The sequence below is a fragment of the Algoriphagus sp. AK58 genome, assembly GCF_014324365.1.
Lineage (GTDB): Bacteria > Bacteroidota > Bacteroidia > Cytophagales > Cyclobacteriaceae > Algoriphagus.
The window spans coordinates 1-20,490 of sequence record NZ_QEIG01000003.1 but is presented as its reverse complement, the minus strand read 5'-3'; the positions used below and the strand labels follow the sequence as shown (position 1 = coordinate 20,490).

Below are 20,490 nucleotides of genomic sequence, written 5' to 3'. Positions count from 1 at the left end.
TCAACTCATTAAAAGAAGAAGGAAGGTCTTGCAAGGACCCTTCCTTCTCTCTTTCCCAAAAAGAATATTAAACGCTGTATGAACAAGAAAAAACAAGGCTTACCGATCAAACCACTGGTAATCCTCCTTCTCATCGTGGCATTCCAGTTGATCACTGGATTTGCTTTTGCACAAAATGGTACCATCAGAGGAACCATTTTTGACGAAAGAACCGGAGAACCGCTATTTGGCGTCTCTGTGTTGGTCAAAGAAACCTCTACAGGTGCAGTGACAGATTTTGATGGAAAATTTGAAATCAAAGTCAATCCTGGCACTTACACCCTGCAAATCTCTTACATATCCTATTCTACCCTAAGCCTGTCAGATGTATTGGTCGAATCCGATAAGGTAGCCATCATTCCGGACATTTTGATGAAAGAAGAGGCTTCAGAATTGGAGACGGTAACGGTATCCGCTTCTGCGATTCGGACGACTGAATCCGCCTTGATGTCTGTCAAAAGAAATGCTCCCAACCTTTTGGATGGAATTTCAGCCAGCACATTCAGGCAAATCGGAGACGGTGATGCTGCTTCTGCTGTAAAAAGAGTAACAGGGGTTTCTATTGAAGGAGGAAAATATGTCTATGTACGTGGTTTAGGAGACCGATACACCAAAACAGTATTAAACGGGGTGGATATTCCCGGTCTCGACCCGGATCGGAACACCATCCAAATGGATATTTTCCCTACCAATGTGATTGATAACATCATCGTTTCTAAATCATTCACAGCTGAATTGCCGGCAGATTTTACCGGAGGAGTAGTCGATATCGAAACCAAGGATTTCCCTGAGGAAAAGACATTCAGAGTGAGTATATCAGGAGGATATAATCCATCCATGCACTTCAACAAAAATTACCTGGCTTATCAAGGCGGCAAGACAGATTGGTTGGGTTTTGATGATGGTACTCGCGCAAATCCAACCGGAGGAAGAACAGACATCCCGCAATACGGTGAAGTAGTGGGTAATCCAAATGGACCTAGAGGACAGGAATACCAAGAGATTTTAAGAGGGTTTAATAAAACATTGGGTGCAACCCAACAGTCATCTTTAATGGATTTTGGTTTTGGGATTTCTTTTGGGAATCAGATTGCAAGGCCTAAAGCAACCTGGGGCTACAATGCTGCCCTGACATATAAGAACGAAACAGAATTTTATCAAGGTGCTCAATTCAATCTGTTTGCAAAACCTATCAGCCAAAGCGATACAGAAATGGAAGCCTTGGAAAGACAGGTAGGGAATTACGGTGTCAACAGTGTGCTGTTAGGTGGATTGGCAGGGATTGCGTTGAAGACAAACACATCCAAATACAAGCTTAATATTCTTCATCTGCAAAACGGAGAATCCAAGGCCGGTACCTTTGATTTCGTAAATACAAACTTGGGGGCCAACTTTGAGGCTACTCAATACAATTTGGAATATAGCCAGCGAGGTCTTTCCAGCTTATTGCTTTCTGGTACACATTTTATAAATGGACGTGCCTGGGAAGTGAATTGGAAATTGGCTCCTACCCGATCTACTATTGAGGATCCAGATATCCGTTTTACCAGATTCAGACTACCCACCAATACCATTTCTTCAGAGGTCGGACTTCCGACCCGTATTTGGAGAAATTTGGAAGAATATAACCTGGCCGGAAAAGTTGATTTGACCAGAAACCTCAGTGCCTTCTCGAGAGAAGCAAAATTGAAAATGGGAGGTGCTTATACCTTTAAGTACAGAGATTTCGAAATTCAAAGCTTCCAGTTTCCAACCGGAAATAACCAATTGGACGGAGATCCTAACACGATTTTGAATGAAGAAAACTTGTTTTCCGGTACTAACCGAAACGGAGTAAGATATAATCCGGACTTCATTCCGATCAATCCCAATGCTTACCAAGGTTATGTAACCAACTTTGCCGGCTATGGATCATTTGAATCTAGCCCTGTCCAGAACCTTCGTGCCATCGTGGGCTTGAGAGTGGAGCAATTCAACCAGTTTTATACAGGAACCAACCAAACTGGAACCATCAACTATGATTTGGTAGAAATGCTGGATGACTTGGATTTCTTCCCTACCCTCAACCTGGTGTACAGCTTGAAGGAGAATAAAAACCTGAGAGCCTCTGCCAGCCGGACCATCGCCAGACCCTCTTTCAAGGAACTTTCCTTTGCTGAAATTTTGGATCCGATCACCGGCAGAACCTTTATCGGCGGTCTTTTCCCAGAGACTACCAACGGCGGAACTGAGGTGCTTTGGGATGGAAATCTGACTTCTACCCGTATCAACAATTTCGACGTACGTTGGGAAACCTTCCAGCAAAAAGGAGAGATGTGGTCAGTAGGAGCTTTCTACAAAACTTTTGATAAACCGATTGAAATTGTACAGTTCCTTTCTGATCCAGGTTCTTTCCAGCCCAGAAATGTGGGAAATGGAACTGTGGTAGGGGTAGAAATGGAATTCAGAAAATCCTTGAGATTCCTTAGCCCAAGATTGGAAAACTTCCTCTGGACGACCAATGTGACGATCACCGAATCTCAAATTGCGATGTCAGAAACTGAAAAGAAATCCAGGGAACTTACTGCCAGAGAAGGGCAGCAGATTGGCAATACCAGAGATATGGCTGGACAGGCTCCCTACATCATCAATACGGGTGTAGCATACAATAACTTCAGCAATGGCTGGGAGGCAGGTATTTTCTATAATGTTCAAGGGCCTACCCTAAATATGGTTGGATTCGGCAACCGTACGGATACTTATACGGAACCTTTCCACTCTCTTAATTTGAACATCAACAAAACTTTTGGTGCTGATGAGCGCATCCGTACCAGCTTGGGAGTTCAAAACTTGTTGAATGACAAGCGAGAGATCGTGTTCAGTTCCTTTGGAGCTCAGGATCAGATCTTCACCCAACTTGCCCCTGGCACAAGGGTTAATTTCAGCGTAGGTTTTTCATTCTAATACATACAGCTTTTAGTTTACTAAAGCCATCTCATAAGGGATGGCTTTTTTAGTATCCTTTAGCTAATTATTGGCTATATTCCATCTCATTCTCTCAGGATTGACTACTTTGGGACATGATAATGAGATCCAGCCTACTTCTGGCCTTGGTACTATTCCTTGGCATTTTCCAAAATCCGGCCTTCTCCCAAGAGAAAGCCCCCTCTCAAAAATTCTGGGAAAACCTCAGAAATCACTGCGGCAAAGCCTATGCAGGAGAATTGATATCTCCTGAATCTGATCCGAGATTTTCCGGACGATTGGTCATGCATGTTAGGGCGTGTGAAGAAGGAAGAATTCGAATTCCCTTTTTTGTGGGGGAAGACAGATCAAGGACTTGGGTGCTGACTATGGATGAAGAGGGTCTGATCCAACTTAAGCACGATCACCGTCATGAGGATGGTTCTGAAGACCAGGTGACTCAATACGGTGGAAAAGCTTCCAACACAGGGTCGGCTACTACCCAGTTTTTTCCAGCAGATCAGTTTACGGCCAACCTTCTACCCGCCGCGGTGGGTAATGTCTGGTGGATTACTGTAGACGATACCTCCTTTTCCTACAATCTCAGAAGACTTGGTTCTCCAACTTTATTTACTGTAAAATTTGATCTGACTCAGCCCATAGAAGTCCCGGAAGCACCTTGGGGATGGGTAGACTAAAACCAATTACTAGATGAACGATTCATTAATTGCACTCTGGAGAGAGGGAAGAACCCGATTCACACAGCTTTTGGATAAAACTGCAGCATCTGATTTGTCCAAGCGCAACGGCAACAGTCCCAATTCTGCTGGTTTTTTGATCCGGCATATCGCGGAAGTCGAGTTGCTTTTTGCAAAAAATGTCTTCGGCTTGGCCGAAGTAAAAATTGTAGCCAAAACGCTGATTGCCGGAAAAGACACAGGCGAATGGACCAATTTGGAGGAGTTGAAAGAGATGGCAGTTTACTCGGCTACCATGCTGGAAAAGGCAATTTCCCTGCAGGAAAATTGGGAGCAAGTGATCGAAACCAAAGAGTTTGGGAAAAAGACCAAGGCAGAAGCCTTGGGAAGAATCACTACCCATACCGCTTACCATGCCGGGCAACTGGCTTTGGTATTGAAATATGGGCAGTGATATTAGGTAAGTTTTCGGATGATTTGCTCGGCTTCAGGATAAAGGGGAAGTAAAACTTCACTTGTGAAAAGCTCAAAATCTCTGAAATCAAAACCCGGTGCTACGACACAGGATACAAGTGCATAGCTGTTTGGAAGATCCACAGAGCTTCCGAAAATGGTATTTGCTGGTACCAAGTGCTGAGGTCTTGCACCTTTTTCTGAAACAGGTCCAAGCTTTAGGACTTCATGTCCCTTTTCACCCAATAAGTGAACAGAAAGCGGACTCCCCTCGTGCCAAAACCACAATTCGTCACTTTGGATTCGGTGAAAATGGGATACATCCTGAGATCTCAGCAAGAAATAAATAGAGGTAGCTAATTGCCGATTTTCTCCATTGGAATGAATTACTTCCTGAGCAGATCGAAACGTCTCAGCGTAAAACCCTCCTTCCGGATGTGCTTTGAGATTCAGAATCTCAACCAGTTCTTGAATCCTCTTTTCGATCGATTTCACGAATAATTGTTTACTAGAATATCTACGATTCGCTCTGCAGTTTTTCCATCCCAAAGAGGGATGCCTTGGTAGTGCTTCCATTCACCTCGCATGATTTTCTCGAGGTAAGGCTTTAGCTTGGATGGATCGGTCCCTACCAGCTCGTTGGTTCCCATGTGGATGGTTTCTGCCCGTTCGGTATTGTTTCTCAGGGTCACGCAGGGTACGTTCATGACAGAAGTTTCCTCAGTCACCCCACCCGAGTCCGTGATCACTCCCTTGGCATTTTTCACCAAGTAATTGAACTCCAAGTATCCCAGTGGTTCACACATGTGGAGGTTTGGAGCATTTATTCCAAGGTTTTGAAGATTTTTTGCCGTCCTAGGATGGACTGGGAAGATGATCGGCAGACCTTCTGTTCCATCCAGGATCGCGTCGATCATCGCCTTGAGTGAATGCTCCTGATCCACGTTGGCAGGACGGTGCATGGTCATCACAAAATACTGGCCCGGTTCCAACTTTTCAAAAATTTCACCTTCGGGCTTTTTGAAATGAGGCATTTGTGCCATCAGTGTGTCGATCATGGTGTTGCCGACAAAGTGGATCTTCTCTTCTGGAACTCCTGCTTTTCTCAGGTTACTGTTGGCAATTTCCGAAGTAGTAAAAAAGTGATCTGTGATGGAATCCGTCACCATTCTGTTGATTTCCTCAGGCATGCTGAGGTCGCCTGACCGGATTCCTCCTTCCACATGTGCCACATCGATTTGGAGTTTTTTGGCAGCAATGGAGCAGGCCAAAGTACTGGTCACGTCGCCTACCACGATCACAATATCCGGGCGGTTTTCCATCAATTCTTTTTCAAAAGCTACCATAATGGCAGCCGTTTGTTCGGCTTGGGTACCTCCGCCTCCTCCTAGATTGGCGTTGGGATCGGGGATATGCAGCTGCTCAAAAAAGTCTCCGGACATCTTTTTGTCATAATGCTGACCGGTATGCACCAGTCTAAACATTACATCCTTTCCTTCTGCTTGTTTCTTTTGCAATGCATGGATGATCGGAGCGATCTTCATAAAATTTGGCCGGGCACCGGCTACGATGGTAAAAAGAGGCATGGCTTATTGATAAAATTTTGGCAAAAATAAGGATTACCTTCGGGTCAGGCAGTCAATTTCCATTTAAAAATCGGGGGATTGGTCGGTTTTTTGTTTCTTTGTGGCAGAATGTTTTTTGAGTAAATAAGTTTAAATGAGAAGATTTGATCAGTTAAGGCTAGCGTGGTTGACAGCATTTTTTGGATTGATTTTAGGGATTTCCTCCTGTGTGGAAACAGTCGAAAATGAGGTGCTGGCTTATTCCAATGATTTTTCCGATTTGAACTTAGCAGGGTTTGAAAATGGAAAACTTTTTATTTGGAGAAATGATACCTTGGCGGGCTATTACCACAACGAAGAGGTGGCGGTAAACTTGAAGGATCTTCCTCCTCACAATTACCTGAAGCTTTCCATCGAAATTCTAATCCATGATACTTGGGATGGCAATCCCGAGGATAGCCTTTCGGGACCAGATTATTGGTATATGGGTATAGATCGTACAGAAACATACCGAACCACGTTTTCCAATACACCCTGCGAATCGACGTATTGTCTGTATCAGTCCTATCCCAACACGTACTTTAGACAAAACAGGCCCAAGACTGGAGCTATTCAAACTAATTTGCCCGGATTGTGTCTTTTTGGGGCATTTCCAAATTACACTACTCGATATCGTGTAGAGCAACTGATCGAGCATACCAATCCTGATGTGAGGGTGTTTTTAGGTGGAGAACTTAGGCAGTTGAATAGTCCTGATCCTGTGTGTGACGAGTCTTGGTCTGTTGCTGGGATTCAAGTTTTTGCGATTCAAACCAATAAAAGATGAGAGTTAAAAAAAGAGGTGTTGGTTTTCTGTTGGTTTTGTTGGCGTCTGTCCTCATCGAATCCACTTTTGCTCAGACTATTCCCGTAGGAACGCCTGTTTTGGATGACTACCTAAGGAGGCTTCAGTTAATGGGACAAATCGACTCGGCGTCCTCTTGGATGATCCGACCTCTGTTTCCGGTGGATGCTTTTGGGGCAAAAGATGGTTTTGATCTCGACAGTTCTTTGGTAGACTTGGATCAGTCGGCATACCACCATCGTTTTGGGAAGGATGGAAAAGGAAAATTCCTGACGCTTCCGGTAATTTATCGGGCTCAGTATAATTCTAATTATGCTTTTGGTGTGAATGATGGGGTCATGATTCCAAACCGGGGCATTCAGCAGGTATTCAGTTGGGGGACTTATGCAGAGTATGGAAAGTTTAGCCTGCAGCTGCAGCCCGAACTAATCTGGGCAGATAACAAGGATTACAAAGGGTTTCCTATCGAGCATCAGGCCACGATTCTGTTTTATTATGAGTATATGAACCGGATAGATATGCCAGAGCGGTTTGGGTTAACCGATTTTGTCAGACTTTATCCAGGTCAATCCAGCTTCCGATTTAATCTTAAGGAAGCTTCCGTTGGGGTTTCTACTGAAAATTTATGGTGGGGTCCAGGCAGACGGAATTCACTTTTGATGGGGAATAATGCCCCTGGATTTTTGCACTTTACATTGAATACACGAAAACCAGTCAAGACTGGTATTGGATCCTTTGAGGGACAGGTGATTTCCGGCTTCTTGAAATCGTCAGGTTTTTTGCCGCCCTGGCCTGACTACAACATCCAGCAAAACCCTGTATATATCCCTAAGAGGTCAGATGACAAAAGATATCTCTCAGGTTTGGTTTTCACTTACCAACCCAAGTGGATTCCAGGCCTTTTTCTGGGATATGGTTCTGTCAATCATATGTATCGTTCGGACGTCTCCACTCTTGCTGATGCGATCCCTGTTTTCAATGGGAGGAAAAAAGCACAAAACGTCAATGATCCTATCCAAGAAAAAAGGCAGCAGTTTAGCTCGGGATTTTTCAGGTGGCTGAGTCCTGAGGGTAGGTTTGAGTTTTATGGGGAATATGGAACCAGAGACAATGACCGGACATTCAATGATTTCATTACCACTCCCGAATCGGGCAGAGCTTTTACCTTTGGGTTTGCTCATTTGATGGAGCTCAAAAAACCCAATCGTTTTTTAGAAATCAGTTCTGAAATGACTCTTTCAGGGCAGACGATCAGGGATGATATCAGACAGCTTAGGACTTGGTACATCCATGATCATGTGAGGCATGGATATACCCATCAAGGTCAGGTGTTGGGAATTGGGAATGGACCCGCTAGTAATCAGATTTTTGTGGGACTCGCATGGGTAGAAGGATTGAAAAAAATAGGATTGCAGTTTGAGCGGATTGAGTACAATAACGATTTCTACTATTACCGCTACGAGGAATCTAAAGATTTCAGAAACAAATATGTAGACTTAGTATTCTCCCTCACTCCAGAGTGGAAGTTTGGGGAGCAGTTTTTGGTTTCAGGTAAGTTTCAATACGTAAATACTCTTAACTACAAGTGGTATCTTGAAAATGACCCCAATCAATATTTTGTACCTGGATATGACCGGAATAATTTTGTAGGCCAAATTGGGGTGACCTATCTAATAAAATAATCGAACACGTAACAAAAATGAAAGCTTCAAAAGATAAAGTAATTGCTGTGGCCTACACGCTGATGGTAGATGATGGGGAAAGCGGAAAAGAATTGTATGAAACGGTATCCGAAGATCAGCCTTTTTACTTTTTGTTCGGCTACCAAAATGTCCTTCCAAAATTTGAGCAGGCTATAGAGGGTAAGTCCGTAGGCGATACTTTTTCAGTTTTTATTGACTTTGAAAACGGATATGGTGATTACGATGAAAACAAAAAAGTCATCATTCCCAAAGCCAATTTCAAAGAAGACGGAAAAAAGAATAAAGATATTCTGAAGGTAGGAAATGTGATTCCCATGCAGGACGATAAAGGAAACCAAATGCGTGGAGAGGTGATAAAGGTAGATTACCTCGGAGTACACATGGATTTCAATCCTCCTCTCGCTGGGTTTGACTTATATTTTGAAGGGAAGGTAGTCGCCGTTCGCGATGCTGAGCCTGTAGAAATAGAGCATGGTCATGCCCATGGCCCGGACGGTCATCATCACCATTAAATGACAAGGAATTGAACTTTTTAGATGCCCTATTTCGAAAGGAATAGGGCATTTGTCGTATGGTGGAGAGTCTTAGGTTAAGGTATTTTTGGTCAGTTCAATTTCAAAACCTAACCCTTTACTACTATGAAAATTTGGATTGATGTTTTAAGAAAAGTTGCCTTGCTAGGTTTTTTTATCGCATTTATGGCTTGTTCCACTGAAGATGAGCTTCCACAGGGCTCTTTCAATGTCGAGGCAAAAATCAATGGGGTCGATTGGAAGGGCTCAGGCAATAGCCGAATTACCAGTTTACCCGGAGGGTTCAAGGCTTTTGCGATCGGGGCTGGGGCCACAGATCGATCGAGCTTTGCACTCACCATGACCGAAGAGCGGACAGGTACATTTAATCTGGCAGGCAATGCAGTATGGACTACGTCTGATTTAGTAGTTCACAATGCTACTTCGGGTACCTTGAACATTACAAAATTGGAAGGAAACAAAGTGTCGGGCACTTTTTCTTTTAAAGCTAGACCCGCCCTTGGAGGTGGAGCAGAAGTCACCATCACCGATGGCGTTTTTACAGATATCAATATCATGCGATAAGAAAGCATAATCACCTGTGTGGTTAGCCCGCGGGTGGTTAGGCTAATTTTTTGAAATGGCGCTTGAAGTCGTAAGGGTGATTGGACTGTAAAGTAGCCGGCCTCTCTGATTGTTCAGAGAGGCCTTTGCTTACTTACGAAGATCGTATCCGTAAGTCTTAAAAGCGAGATTGATACTCAAATCTCTCAGACCTTCGATGCGATCAGAAGGGTACAGCAAATACGCCTTCGATAACTGATGAACAGCCTGTCCATAATCCTGTGAGTTGAAATGGACAATGGCGTCATTGTAATACTGCAGTCCGGCCAATTCAGTAAGATTTACTTTTCTGAATATGGAAGTTTCAGAAAGATCAACGTTAGGTCCGGCCAATCGTTGATTGAAGGTGATTGGTGTAGCATCTTTTTTTGGAAGATACGAACTGAGGTAGTTTTCTACTTCAGACGGAAGGGTAATCATACCACCCACGGCAATCGTACTCTCCAAGATAATGGGCTTTCCTGCCAGATTTACCTGAATGAATACATGGTAATCCGTTTCTACAATGTCAAAATCATACCCATACCTTTCCAAAAGCAAACCCAAGGCAGCTGAACCGCTTACGCAGTCGAATTTTCCAGATGCAAGCATGGTATTGAAAGAGGAGTGCTGCTCGTATTTTCTGAAAAGTCGTTGATGTGCTTTTTGAAAGATGGTTCGAAGTAAAACCATCTGATCGGTTGTTTTCGAAGCTTTGCCATCCAATTCTCCGACAAGTAAATTCCACTTTTCTTCGGAAATAGTTTCGACAGCATTTACGGCTTTGAATAGCTGAAAGGGAGTTTTTTCATCCGAATTCCAAATTGCTTTTTCTGTCTCAGATCCAAAAGCAAGGTAATCTTCATGCAAAGCTCTTTCTTGGGAAATGCCCGAAAAGACAAACCCTAAGAAGATTGCGATGAATAGAACCGCCTTTTTCATGGCTCATGAAGCTATTGTTATCAGTTGAGTCTAAAATTAACAATTTGATAACATTAGCAAAAAAAATGACCCAAAACTTAACATTGGGATAATTACAAGGGGTCATTGGTGATGGTAGGGCTCGTTTCGGAGGATGGTGAAAGCTCTATACAGCTGCTCAATAAAAAATGGACGGATCATCTGATGAGAAAAAGTCATTTTGGAAAGAGATATTTTCCCATTTGCCCTAGCATACACTGCTTCTGAAAATCCATAAGGCCCTCCGATAACAAAGACCAATTGCCTAAGGCCTGAATTCATTTTTTTCTGGAGGTATTCCGAAAACTCAAGAGAGGAAAAACTTTTCCCACGCTCGTCCAAAAGTATAAGTTCGTCTGAGGTCTGAAGCTTTTTGAGAATCAATTCTCCTTCCCGCTCTTTTTGTACGGATTCGGAAAGGGATTTGGTGTTTTTCAAATCAGGGATAATCTCCAGATCGAAACGGATGTAATACCCAAGACGCTCAGTATACTCAGAGATCAGTTCCTGAATCGGTTTATGGTCGGTTTTGCCTATGGCCAAAAGCTTGATTTGCATGGGGTAAATATCCGAAAAGCTCCTTTTAAAAGCTTTTTTACAAAATTAATTTTCCACTAATCCCTCACATTTCCCGCCTTTACATCAAATCTTCCTTTGAACCTTCTTTGTGTCAAGACGCCAAACATTCCTGATAAACAGTCTGTTCGAAAACCATAAACCAAAACTATTTCTACCCATGAAAAAAGTATTTTCTTTAGTGATGGTGATGACGTTGTTTTTCGCATCAGCCTTCACACCAAAAACCAACACTGTTCACGAAGTAGATGCCGATATCGTTGATTTGGCAGTGTCTACTGAGTTTTTATCCACCTTGGTAGCCGCTGTCAAGGCTGGCGACTTGGTAGATGTGCTAAAAGGTGAAGGACCTTTCACCGTATTTGCTCCGACCAATGAAGCATTCGCCAAGCTTCCCGCTGGTACGGTAGAAAACCTGCTTAAGCCCGAAAACAAGGCTCAGTTAGTAGCAGTATTGACCTACCATGTAGTACCAGGAAAAGTGATGTCTTCTGATTTGAAAGATGGAATGAAAGCAAAAACTGCTCAAGGGGGAGAAATTACCATTACCCTAAAGGATGGCAAAGCCATGGCCAACAATGCTACTGTTACCGCAGCAGATATTCAGGCATCAAACGGAGTGGTTCATGTAATCGACACTGTGATCCTACCGAAAATGTAATTTGGATTTCGATTTTAAATACCAAAAAGCCCGCTGGATCAATTCCAGCGGGCTTTTTTTAGTTGATTAGCTCTTTTCTTTTCAGAATTGTTTCGAGAAATTTTTTATCATTCTCCGAATTGAATATTCGGAATGGTAAGTGAATAAACTGAGCCTTGGAAAGGTAAAGAACAAAGGCATCTTTGGTCATCTCTACCCGCTTGATCATGTTCCACTGCACAGGCATTCCTTCACGAGCGTTGATTTTCATCAGGATCTGACGGCTGTCGATCTCGTAAGCCATTTTTTGGAAAATGGGTTTGTTTTGCTCCATTTGAGTCACACCGGTAAACTGAATAGCCCAGAACAATACATACAAACCATAAGCGATCACCGCGCCGATGATCCACCAAATGGAAGCAATCCAGAAGTACCCACAGCAAATGGCCAAAGCGATCAGGATCACCCACCACTGTTCTTTTAGGATGGATTTGAGCCCCATTTTGATATATGTTCCAGTTTCGAGCTGGTATTTTTTGGTTTTAATAATCATTAGTCAGGAATTTGAGAGCGCAAATATCCACCTATCCCTGTGATTAAGCAAATGGTTCTAAATCATAAATGATGGGGTTGGAAGAAAAACAAATCGTTCATGCAATTGATTTAAAATTTGTAATACTTTAAATTATAGAAAAATTTTTGGCTATGAACAGTTTGGTGGTAGATCTGATCGTCTGTGGGTTGGCATATGTGATTACAGTATATTTCATAGCCACCATGACCAAAAACGCACTAAAAAGGGGAAAAGGTAATGATGAGGGAGACGGAGGAATCGAAAAAATTACCCCTCCCAAAATTGATCTGCCCCCCGGGGTTATTTGGCCTTCGGATGCTCCCAAAAAATCGAAGCAACCCGAGCCGGTAGAGTTTTAATGACATTTTTCGCAAACACCCTGTACCAATAGGCTCATTTCCTTTTTCTCAAATCCTTTCGGTAGCTTGATCTGAGGCAGGGTAATGTCTTCCAAGCAAGTAGTTTCTCCGCATTTTTCGCACTTGAAGTGCACATGCTCATGGCTATGGTCGTGCTCGGATTCCCCGTGAGTGCACAACGCATATTTGGTAGCTCCACTATCATCCAAAACCTTGTGAATCAAGTCCTTGTCCAAAAAGGTTTTCAAGGTACGATAGATCGTCACTCGGTCAAATTGTTTGTTCAGGGTTTCTTCCAAGTCGGAGTGAGACAGGGCAATATTTTTATTCAAAAATTCCTGAATGATCTCCAGACGGCAATCGGTAATTCGAAGTTTGTGGGATTGTAATATAGAATAGGGGTTATTCATGGGCTTCCTTTGCTTCTCAAATTAACTGAAAAAATGGATGGTAAAAAAAGAGGCGCCGATTTCGACGCCTCCTTACTCAATTAATCTCCGGAATATCCTTCCAGAATCTTGTTGACTCTCTCCAATGCATCTTCCAGGTGTAGTTTGCTCATTCGGTCGGAAGTTCTGCCGATTGCACCTCTGATCTGGCTTTGAAGGGTTTTCAATTCTCCAAGAGCCATTGGCCTGATGTCAGACTGTGAGGCATTAAGCTGTGGACCGGCAAATGCTCTAAATTGAGCAGGAAGTGGAGCCACATTTCCAGTCAACAACAGCTCGAGACGCTCAATGTGAGCTCTCTGAAGGGCCCTGCGATGTACATCGATGGCTCTTCCTGATGGTAGTTCTGTCCAGATTCCTTTTCGTAGATCGTCGAATAGTTCGGTGACCTTGTAGGCATTAGCCCCGTTCAAGGCCTCATTCTCTATGACTCTGCCCAATCGGCCCCATTCCAGGATTCCATTGAGGGTAGTCACTTGGATGCCGCGGATTCTTTCCAAAGCACCAAAATCACCAATTCTTGCGATGATGGCCTCATCCATTAACCAGCTAGGTGTGGCAAATAGGTTCTTATTCAAGAAATCCACCGCAGACTTTTGCATTTCCTTAGAAGTGTGGGTGTAAACGGCTTCTCCTTGTCCGGAGGACTTGTAGACTTCCATCACTCCTCCTACGTTGGTTCTCACGTGTCCCATGTAGCGGTTAAACTGTCCGATCACCTGACCATACATTTCTTCCAAGTCAGCGTAATTCTTGTAGGGCTTGTCTTTCTCGGTAGTCCATTCAATGAGGTTAGGCACAATTCGCTTCAAGTTTTTGATTCCATACTCTGAAGCAAGCATGGCATTATCGCCAAGGTCCTCGGATTGGGTAGTCGGGTCATAGTTGTTGCCCTGACGTCCGTATCTGTACATTGGATCACCTTTTTTCTCCACGATCCACTTATCCAATGTTGGAAGTTCATCTTCTGGAGTTTTTGCGTCCAGAATTGGACGGTAACCCCACATAATGGCGTATTTATCATAAGGTCCAACGTCAGGCATCAGACTCACCCCTGTGTCTTCTGGCTGTGCGATATAGTTGAATCGGGCATAGTCCATGATCGATGGAGCAGTTCCAAACTCCTTGGTAAAGGCTGCATCTCTCAGTTTTTCTACCGGATAAGCTACCGAGGAGGCAAAGTTGTGAGGAAGACCCAAGGTGTGTCCTACTTCGTGAGCGGATACAAATCGGATTAATCGACCCATCACTTCATCGTCAAATTTCACGCTTCTCGCGTCAGGGTTAACTGCAGCAGTCTGGATGAAAAACCAGTTTCTAAGCAGGTTCATCACGTTGTGATACCATCCGATATCAGACTCGATGATTTCACCTGATCTAGGATCTGAAACGTGAGGACCGTAAGCATTCTGAATGTCAGAAGCGAAATAACGGATCACAGAATATCTCGCGTCCTCTGGGCTCCAGGTAGGATCTTCCTCAGGGCTAGGAGCTTCCTTGGCGATGATGGCATTTTTGAAGCCAGCCGCTTCAAAGGCTTTTTGCCAGTCTTCTACTCCTTGCTTCAGGAAAGGAACCCATTTTTTTGGAGTAGCGGGGTCGATGTAATACACGATGGGCTGCTTCGGTTCTACCAATTCTCCACGCTTGAATTTCTCTTCATCGCCCGGCTTCACCTCTAGTCTCCATCTGTCCAGATATCTTCTGGATGTGGCTTTTTGCTCGTCCGCGCCGTAATCCACATAGGATCTTGCAAACCAACCTACGCGCTGATCAGCGAGACGCTGCTTCATGGGTTCTTTCGGAAGAAGGATCATGGAAGCATTCATCTCCAAGGTGATCAAGCCTGTCACGCTGTTGGAAGGGGGATCGGAAGCAGCATACGTCAATACATAACGAGCTTCGATGTTGATCGGATAGGTATGGATATGCTGGATGAACGAGCGCTCATTGTCCAATCGGGTCACACGGTATTCCGTTCTTCTGTTTCTTTGAAGGCCCAGTGCCTGATTGTCCTTGGTAAACAGATCGGTGGCTTCGATCACGGTACCGGTAGAATCTGTAGCACGTGATCTAATGGCAAATTTTTGAAGGATTGGTTCTAAGTTGGACGCTTTTACAGCAAGGGAGATTGGAAGGGAGTCTGCCGCATAGTTGTTGACAGAAACCACTTTCAGGAGAATGTCATCCTGATTTTTTTCCCAACGCACCATCAAATTGGTGGTGTTTTCGCCACCATATCCGATTCCATCGGCAGTTTTGGCGATTCTCACCACCATGAGCATGTCACGGCCTAAAAGAGAATCCGGGATTTCATAGAAATACTTGTCCTCTATTTGATGCACCTTGAAGAGCCCTGCTTTAGACTTTGCCTTGGCAGTAATGACATCTTTATAAGGTTTTGGCCCATTAGCAGGGCCATTGTTTTGGGGTCTTGAAGCTGGGGCAGGAGCAGCGGCAACAGGAGTTTCGGCACCTTTTTTCTTTTTTTTCTGTGCGAAAGAATCCTCTGCCTGAAGCATTGCGCCCATCAGACCCAATACAAAGGTGGTTCTCCTCAGTAATTTGGGTAGGGTTTTGTTCATAGCATTCTAAATTGATTGTAAAATAAAATAACTTCCAAAGCTCGGGATAAGCCGAGTCTTAAACCTATTTTTTGATAAGCGGTTTCATCATAAAATCAAAGGCACTTGGAAAGGCAAAAGAAAGAGGTGGTCATAATCGGAGGAGGTCTCGCCGGATTGGTGGCTTCCTTCCTTTTGGTCAAAAGCGGACATCAGGTTATTTTGATAGAAAAGAAAGTGTATCCTTTTCATCGGGTCTGTGGGGAATATATTTCTAATGAGGTCCGGCATTTTTTGAAACGAAATGGTCTTTTCCCGGACTTTATCGATATGCCCCAAATCACAAAGTTTGAGTTTTCTGATACCCAAGGAAAATCTGTACGCCTTCCTTTGGACTTAGGCGGTTTTGGAATTAGCAGGTTTGTATTGGATGAGTGGCTTTATCACTTGGCAATAAATGAAGGAGTGGAGTTTCGGACAGGGATTCAGGTTACCGGATTGGAGTTTGACAGGAAATCAGATCTTTTTCACCTAACGCTTTCTGATTCCAGTGAAGTACTTGCTCCCTTTGTGTTTGGAGCTTTCGGAAAAAGAAGTAAGCTCGATAAGTCATTGAATCGTAGATTTTTCTTTCAACGGAGTCCTTATATCGGCGTAAAATATCATGTGAAAACCGATTTTTTAAGAGATACTGTGGCATTGCATAACTTCCATGGGGGATATTGCGGGATCAATGCCATCGAGGAGGGGAAGTTTAACCTATGCTATCTGGGGAGCAGGGAGCAACTTAGGCACTATGGGACGATAGCTGAAATGGAGCAGCAGGTTTTGTGGAAAAATCCTCTTCTCGAGCGGATTTTTAAGGAAAGTGAATTCCTTTTCGACAAGCCTGAGGTAATCAATGAGATCAATTTTGAGCCCAAGCTGCCAGTCGAAAATCATGTACTCATGCTTGGAGACTCAGCGGGCTTAATTACACCTCTTTGCGGTAATGGTATGGCGATGGCGATTCACTCGGCCAAAATCGCCGTAGAGGCCTTGAATGAAGGAAAGTCTAGAGAGCATGTTGAGCGAATGTATGCTCAAAACTGGAATGAAGAATTTCGTAGACGACTAGCAGTAGGAAGGACCGTCCAAAAACTTTTCGGATCCGGCAGAGGATCAGTGATCGCCCGAAACCTGATCGAGCACGTGCCTTTCGCGGCAAACTTAATTATGCGAAACACCCACGGTCAGCCTTTTTGATCAGTAGCCAAATACTTGGAGGATCTGGGTGTTTTCCAGAAAGTAATACATAAAAAAGGCATTGAGAGCTATCGCGGAAAGGTAGTTCATTCCCATGGCCCAACTGTAAGAGGCATATTTTTCAGGATTGGTCCTCACGAAACCAAACCACACCAGAAAAAACAAGAGGATAGGAGCCATGGCTCCAAGGTATACCCAAATTATGCTTTCTTGTCCTCTGCTAAGGAAATACCAGACAAAAGCCGCACCTGTAAGCGAAAAAAAGATACTCGAAAACGCAAAGGTTCCTGTGATTCCCAATGTTCTGCTCAATGTTTGATCTCCCCGACGGGCATCTTCCTTATGTTGATATACTTGGGTCAAGGGATAATTGCCCCAAAGCATCAAACTGGTCAACAGGCCCGGGAGGACTACATGGGGCTTGAACATCACTTCCCAGCCTAACTCACTCAAGCCTGCATAGGCCATGGCAAAGGTAAAATACCCCTGAAAAAGCCCCGCAATCAACCAGCTTGCCCAAGGGTATTTTTTGATTCGAATCCAAGGATGACTGTAAGCCATGCTGACTAGACCATAGACTGCCAGCATGCTGGCAAAAGCCCAGCTGATCCACGCGCCAATAATCAGTGCAATCAGGAAAAAGACCTGAGAAAGCCAGTAAAGGTCCGGGGTCACTTTGGGGGGATATTTTAGCCCTCCGATGCTTTCCTCATCCCGATCAAAATAGCTGTTGTATCCGTTGCTGCTGGGATAGAGAAACAAGTGCAAAGCCAAAAATACCAGCAGTAATCGAAGTTCGTTGAGATTGGGAGTCAAAGCGAGCGCAAAGAAAAAAACCGGCATCAGGAAAAAAGAAAAAGGAATTCGGAGATGTCGAACACTGGAGCGGGTGATCATAAGTCGATAAGTTGGAATACTTGCTTAACCTTCTTGACAGGAAAGGGTTGATATGGATATCGACTAAATTAGAAATATTTCTCTTACTTGATTTAATGAATTCCAGCATTGTCAGTATTGGCCTTTCCAATCCGGGTAAGCCTATTCCACAGTCCGAAATCTCCCGATTTATGCAGCTGGCACACCAACTGGATGATTTGGAAAGCCGGAAGCTCCAATTTTTTTATCGGATGTCCGGCATTGATTTTCGTTACAGTGTCTTGGATGATTTTGAGAAAAAAGCCACCTCTGAATTTTCCTTTTTTCCGAAAAACAAGGAGCTGAGTCCTTTTCCAACGACCAAGGCCAGGATGGAGGTTTTTCAAGCCGAAGCACCAAAACTGGCCCTCGAGGCCTGTCTTTCGGCCATAAATCAGACCGAAGTAAAATCAGGAGAAGTGACACATCTGGTATTAGTGTCTTGTACCGGTATGGTAGCCCCCGGCGTGGAACTGGAATTGGTCGAGAAGCTCGGTCTCAATGACTCTGTAGAGCGGTACTGTGTCCATTTTATGGGCTGCTACGCGGCATTTACGGGTTTGAAGTTGGCAGACAAAATTCTCCGAGCCGAGCCTGGTGCCAAAGTGTTGGTGGTGGCCGTAGAGCTATGCACCCTTCATTTTCAAAAAGAATACACCGAGGACAATCTCCTGGCCAATTCGCTTTTTGGAGACGGAGCAGCCGCCGCCTTGGTCATGAATACTGATAAAGGACTTGCCATTAAAAATTACCTGAGCCAAGTGCTTCGGGAAGGTGAAAAGGATATGGCCTGGGGTATAGGGGATTTCGGGTTTGAAATGCGGTTGAGTCAATATATTCCTTCACTTTTGGATCAGGGAATCCGAAGGCTCAACTCCATTTTCGAAGAAAAATTCGGGCTTTCTGAGATCCGGAATTTTGCCATCCACCCAGGAGGAAAGCAGATTCTGCAAAAAGTGCAGGAAGCATTTGGCTGGCAGCCAGAGGTGAATCGCCATGCGATGGATGTGTTGAAAAACTTCGGAAACATGTCCTCTGTCAGCATCCTTTTTGTCTTGGAAAGGATGATGAGGGATCCAGCGATCGAGGGAGATATTTTGGCGATGGGTTTTGGTCCTGGATTGACTTTGGAAACCCTTCAACTGAATAAACGATGAGCATTTTTTCCCAAAGGAGTACTGAGAAGGAGATTATGGATGACCTGGAATGTTCAGGTCCTGTCTTGGAACAAACCCTTCGGGAACTGAAAACCATCAATCGATGGCTGGGAGGAAATCATGTCACCACCTTAGGATTGACACAGCTGATAAGCAAAAATCCACAAAATCACTACGAAATCACTGATATCGGATGTGGAGGAGGAGATATGATACGGGTGATGCACGATTGGGCAAATAAGCATCAAATCCTAGCCAAATTCACCGGAATTGACGCTAATGGGAACATAATCGAATTGGCTAAGGTTAGACAAAGGGATGTTAAAGATGTCCGATGGAGGGTTCAAAATGTTTTTGACCCTGAATTTTCAGCTGAGAAAACAGATATTGTGACCTGCACGCTGTTTACTCATCATTTTACAGACGGGGAATTAGTAGATCTTATAAAAGCGCTCCGCCATAAGGCCCGCTTAGGGTTAGTGATCAATGATTTGCATAGGCATCCTATAGCCTACTACAGTATCAAGTGGTTGACGAGGTTTTTTAGCAATTCCCCGATGGTAAAGAATGATGCAGCTTTGTCCGTATTGAGAGGTTTTTCAAAAGAAGATTGGGAAAAAATCCTTAAAAAAGCCGGAATTGAAAGTTTTCAAATCCGTTGGTTTTGGGCCTTTAGATGGCAGATTTGCGTGAAATTTTAATGTTTAACCTTAATTATCGATTTATGGAACTATCACCGGAAACAGTGAAAACACTTTTGGATGAAGGCATTCAGCTCGCTTACAAAATCATTCCTTCTCTGATATACGCCTTACTTTTTTATCTAGTGGGGAGGTTTGTAGTTATCAAACTCGTCAACGGCTTTAGTAAGATTCTGGAAAAAAGAGATGCCAATCCCTCACTCAATACCTTTTTGGTAGGCTTGGTCAAAGCGCTTCTTTTTGTCTCTTTATTTATTGGAATAGCCTCTATACTCGGTGTGCCCATGTCTTCTTTTTTGGCCATTTTGGGTGCAGCAGGGTTGGCCATCGGTCTTGCATTGCAAGGCTCGCTTTCCAATTTTGCCGGAGGTGTCCTGATTCTATTGTTCAAACCCTTTCGGGTCGGTGATGTGGTGACTGGGATGGGGCATACCGGTACGGTGAGAAAGATTGATATCTTGTATACACATCTGACCACTTTTGATAACAAAGAAGTGGTCATACCCAATGGCAATTTGGCCAATTCCGATGTGGTGAATTTGACTTCTCAACCAACCCGAAGGGTAGATTTGAATGTCGGAGTAGCTTATTCTACCGATCTTAAAAAAGCCCGTGAAGTGATTCTGGAAATTCTGGAAAATGACGAACGCGTTCATTCTGATCCAGCTCCTGTAGTGTGGTTGAATAATTTTGGAGACAGTTCCTTGAATTTAGTGGTCAGAGCATGGACAAATACTGAAAACCTTTGGCCTGTTTATTTTGAAACTATGGAAAAAATCAAGGAAGCTTTTGAGAAACATAGTATCGAAATTCCATTCCCGCAGCGAGTACTGCATCAGATATAGAATACATAAAAATCAAAAAGTCAAGAAAAAAAAAGAGAAAAAGAACACGTCTGAACTCCAATCACGTGAAAAGATATCATAATCCGTCTCCTGCTTGAAAACAAACAGTCGAACACATCACTTATCTACAGCGCGAGCACCACTG

The 20,490-nt window shown here is 43.8% G+C and carries 21 protein-coding genes; 13 read left to right on the top strand and 8 right to left on the bottom strand.

What is annotated here, in order from left to right; all coding sequences use genetic code 11:
* The first annotated feature begins 78 nt into the window (after nucleotides 1-78).
* From DDT91_RS02165 to DDT91_RS02155, 3 genes are all read left to right on the top strand, one after another.
* The gene (locus DDT91_RS02165) at nucleotides 79-2,982 is read left to right on the top strand and encodes a TonB-dependent receptor (protein ID WP_187174490.1); all 2,904 of its coding nucleotides are present in this window, start codon (nucleotides 79-81) and stop codon (nucleotides 2,980-2,982) included.
* A 122-nt stretch (nucleotides 2,983-3,104) separates the two neighbouring features.
* Nucleotides 3,105-3,680 (top strand): hypothetical protein, encoded by a 576-nt coding sequence (locus DDT91_RS02160; RefSeq protein ID WP_187174489.1) that lies wholly within the window; start codon nucleotides 3,105-3,107, stop codon nucleotides 3,678-3,680.
* Nucleotides 3,681-3,693: 13 nt separating this feature from the next.
* Entirely contained in the window at nucleotides 3,694-4,134 is a 441-nt protein-coding gene (locus tag DDT91_RS02155; protein ID WP_187174488.1) for a DinB family protein, read from the top strand.
* A gap of 2 nt (nucleotides 4,135-4,136) precedes the next feature.
* Here the strand turns inward: DDT91_RS02155 and DDT91_RS02150 are convergent, their stop codons facing one another.
* The gene (locus tag DDT91_RS02150; RefSeq protein WP_370539281.1) at nucleotides 4,137-4,628 is read right to left on the bottom strand and encodes a cupin domain-containing protein; all 492 of its coding nucleotides are present in this window, start codon (nucleotides 4,626-4,628) and stop codon (nucleotides 4,137-4,139) included.
* The gene (wecB, locus tag DDT91_RS02145; protein WP_187174486.1) at nucleotides 4,625-5,719 is read right to left on the bottom strand and encodes a non-hydrolyzing UDP-N-acetylglucosamine 2-epimerase; all 1,095 of its coding nucleotides are present in this window, start codon (nucleotides 5,717-5,719) and stop codon (nucleotides 4,625-4,627) included. Before wecB ends, DDT91_RS02150 begins: the two co-directional genes overlap by 4 nt.
* 133 nt (nucleotides 5,720-5,852) lie before the next feature.
* Between wecB and DDT91_RS02140 the strand changes: the two genes are divergently transcribed.
* From DDT91_RS02140 to DDT91_RS02125, 4 genes are all read left to right on the top strand, one after another.
* Entirely contained in the window at nucleotides 5,853-6,524 is a 672-nt protein-coding gene (locus DDT91_RS02140; RefSeq protein WP_187174485.1) for a hypothetical protein, read from the top strand.
* Nucleotides 6,521-8,224 carry a capsule assembly Wzi family protein gene (locus tag DDT91_RS02135; protein WP_187174484.1) on the top strand — a complete coding sequence of 568 codons (1,704 nt, stop codon included), beginning with the start codon at nucleotides 6,521-6,523 and terminating at the stop codon, nucleotides 8,222-8,224. Before DDT91_RS02140 ends, DDT91_RS02135 begins: the two co-directional genes overlap by 4 nt.
* Nucleotides 8,225-8,241: 17 nt before the next feature.
* Nucleotides 8,242-8,757: a peptidylprolyl isomerase gene (locus DDT91_RS02130; RefSeq protein WP_187174483.1), complete on the top strand. Its 516-nt coding sequence runs from the start codon at nucleotides 8,242-8,244 to the stop codon at nucleotides 8,755-8,757.
* Nucleotides 8,758-8,883: 126 nt separating this feature from the next.
* On the top strand, nucleotides 8,884-9,342 hold the full coding sequence (locus tag DDT91_RS02125) for a DUF6252 family protein (protein WP_187174482.1): 459 nt from the start codon (nucleotides 8,884-8,886) through the stop codon (nucleotides 9,340-9,342).
* Between the two features lie 129 nt (nucleotides 9,343-9,471).
* Here the strand turns inward: DDT91_RS02125 and DDT91_RS02120 are convergent, their stop codons facing one another.
* Complete coding sequence (locus tag DDT91_RS02120) at nucleotides 9,472-10,302, bottom strand: hypothetical protein (protein WP_187174481.1); 831 nt, start codon at nucleotides 10,300-10,302, stop codon at nucleotides 9,472-9,474.
* Nucleotides 10,303-10,404: 102 nt separating this feature from the next.
* On the bottom strand, nucleotides 10,405-10,878 hold the full coding sequence (gene rlmH / locus DDT91_RS02115) for a 23S rRNA (pseudouridine(1915)-N(3))-methyltransferase RlmH (protein ID WP_187174480.1): 474 nt from the start codon (nucleotides 10,876-10,878) through the stop codon (nucleotides 10,405-10,407).
* 178 nt (nucleotides 10,879-11,056) lie between these two features.
* On the opposite strand from rlmH, the gene DDT91_RS02110 reads away from it, so the two are divergent.
* Nucleotides 11,057-11,557 carry a fasciclin domain-containing protein gene (locus tag DDT91_RS02110; RefSeq protein ID WP_187174479.1) on the top strand — a complete coding sequence of 167 codons (501 nt, stop codon included), beginning with the start codon at nucleotides 11,057-11,059 and terminating at the stop codon, nucleotides 11,555-11,557.
* A 58-nt stretch (nucleotides 11,558-11,615) separates the two neighbouring features.
* On the opposite strand, the gene DDT91_RS02105 is transcribed toward DDT91_RS02110, so the two are convergent.
* On the bottom strand, nucleotides 11,616-12,089 hold the full coding sequence (locus DDT91_RS02105) for a YcxB family protein (RefSeq protein WP_187174478.1): 474 nt from the start codon (nucleotides 12,087-12,089) through the stop codon (nucleotides 11,616-11,618).
* A gap of 152 nt (nucleotides 12,090-12,241) precedes the next feature.
* On the opposite strand from DDT91_RS02105, the gene DDT91_RS02100 reads away from it, so the two are divergent.
* Nucleotides 12,242-12,469: a hypothetical protein gene (locus tag DDT91_RS02100; RefSeq protein WP_187174477.1), complete on the top strand. Its 228-nt coding sequence runs from the start codon at nucleotides 12,242-12,244 to the stop codon at nucleotides 12,467-12,469.
* On the opposite strand, the gene DDT91_RS02095 is transcribed toward DDT91_RS02100, so the two are convergent.
* Both DDT91_RS02095 and DDT91_RS02090 read right to left on the bottom strand, forming a co-directional pair.
* Entirely contained in the window at nucleotides 12,466-12,879 is a 414-nt protein-coding gene (locus DDT91_RS02095) for a Fur family transcriptional regulator (RefSeq protein ID WP_187174476.1), read from the bottom strand. The genes DDT91_RS02100 and DDT91_RS02095 overlap by 4 nt on opposite strands.
* Before the next feature lie 80 nt (nucleotides 12,880-12,959).
* On the bottom strand, nucleotides 12,960-15,449 hold the full coding sequence (locus tag DDT91_RS02090) for a zinc-dependent metalloprotease (protein WP_370539282.1): 2,490 nt from the start codon (nucleotides 15,447-15,449) through the stop codon (nucleotides 12,960-12,962).
* A gap of 159 nt (nucleotides 15,450-15,608) precedes the next feature.
* Here DDT91_RS02090 and DDT91_RS02085 point away from each other — a divergent pair, with 159 nt between their 5' ends.
* A complete protein-coding gene (locus tag DDT91_RS02085; RefSeq protein ID WP_187174474.1) occupies nucleotides 15,609-16,727 on the top strand; it encodes an NAD(P)/FAD-dependent oxidoreductase in 1,119 nt (372 codons plus the stop codon).
* Here DDT91_RS02085 and DDT91_RS02080 read toward each other — a convergent pair whose 3' ends face one another.
* Nucleotides 16,728-17,624, bottom strand: a complete 897-nt coding sequence (locus tag DDT91_RS02080; protein ID WP_187174473.1) for a UbiA family prenyltransferase — start codon at nucleotides 17,622-17,624, stop codon at nucleotides 16,728-16,730.
* Nucleotides 17,625-17,719: 95 nt separating this feature from the next.
* On the opposite strand from DDT91_RS02080, the gene DDT91_RS02075 reads away from it, so the two are divergent.
* From DDT91_RS02075 to DDT91_RS02065, 3 genes are read left to right on the top strand one after another with little or no spacing between them, the layout of a single operon-like run.
* A complete protein-coding gene (locus DDT91_RS02075; protein WP_187174472.1) occupies nucleotides 17,720-18,799 on the top strand; it encodes a type III polyketide synthase in 1,080 nt (359 codons plus the stop codon).
* Nucleotides 18,796-19,500 carry a methyltransferase domain-containing protein gene (locus DDT91_RS02070; RefSeq protein ID WP_187174471.1) on the top strand — a complete coding sequence of 235 codons (705 nt, stop codon included), beginning with the start codon at nucleotides 18,796-18,798 and terminating at the stop codon, nucleotides 19,498-19,500. The genes DDT91_RS02075 and DDT91_RS02070 overlap by 4 nt, the downstream gene beginning before the upstream one ends.
* A gap of 23 nt (nucleotides 19,501-19,523) precedes the next feature.
* Nucleotides 19,524-20,345 (top strand): mechanosensitive ion channel family protein, encoded by an 822-nt coding sequence (locus DDT91_RS02065; protein ID WP_187174470.1) that lies wholly within the window; start codon nucleotides 19,524-19,526, stop codon nucleotides 20,343-20,345.
* Nucleotides 20,346-20,490 lie beyond the last annotated feature (145 nt).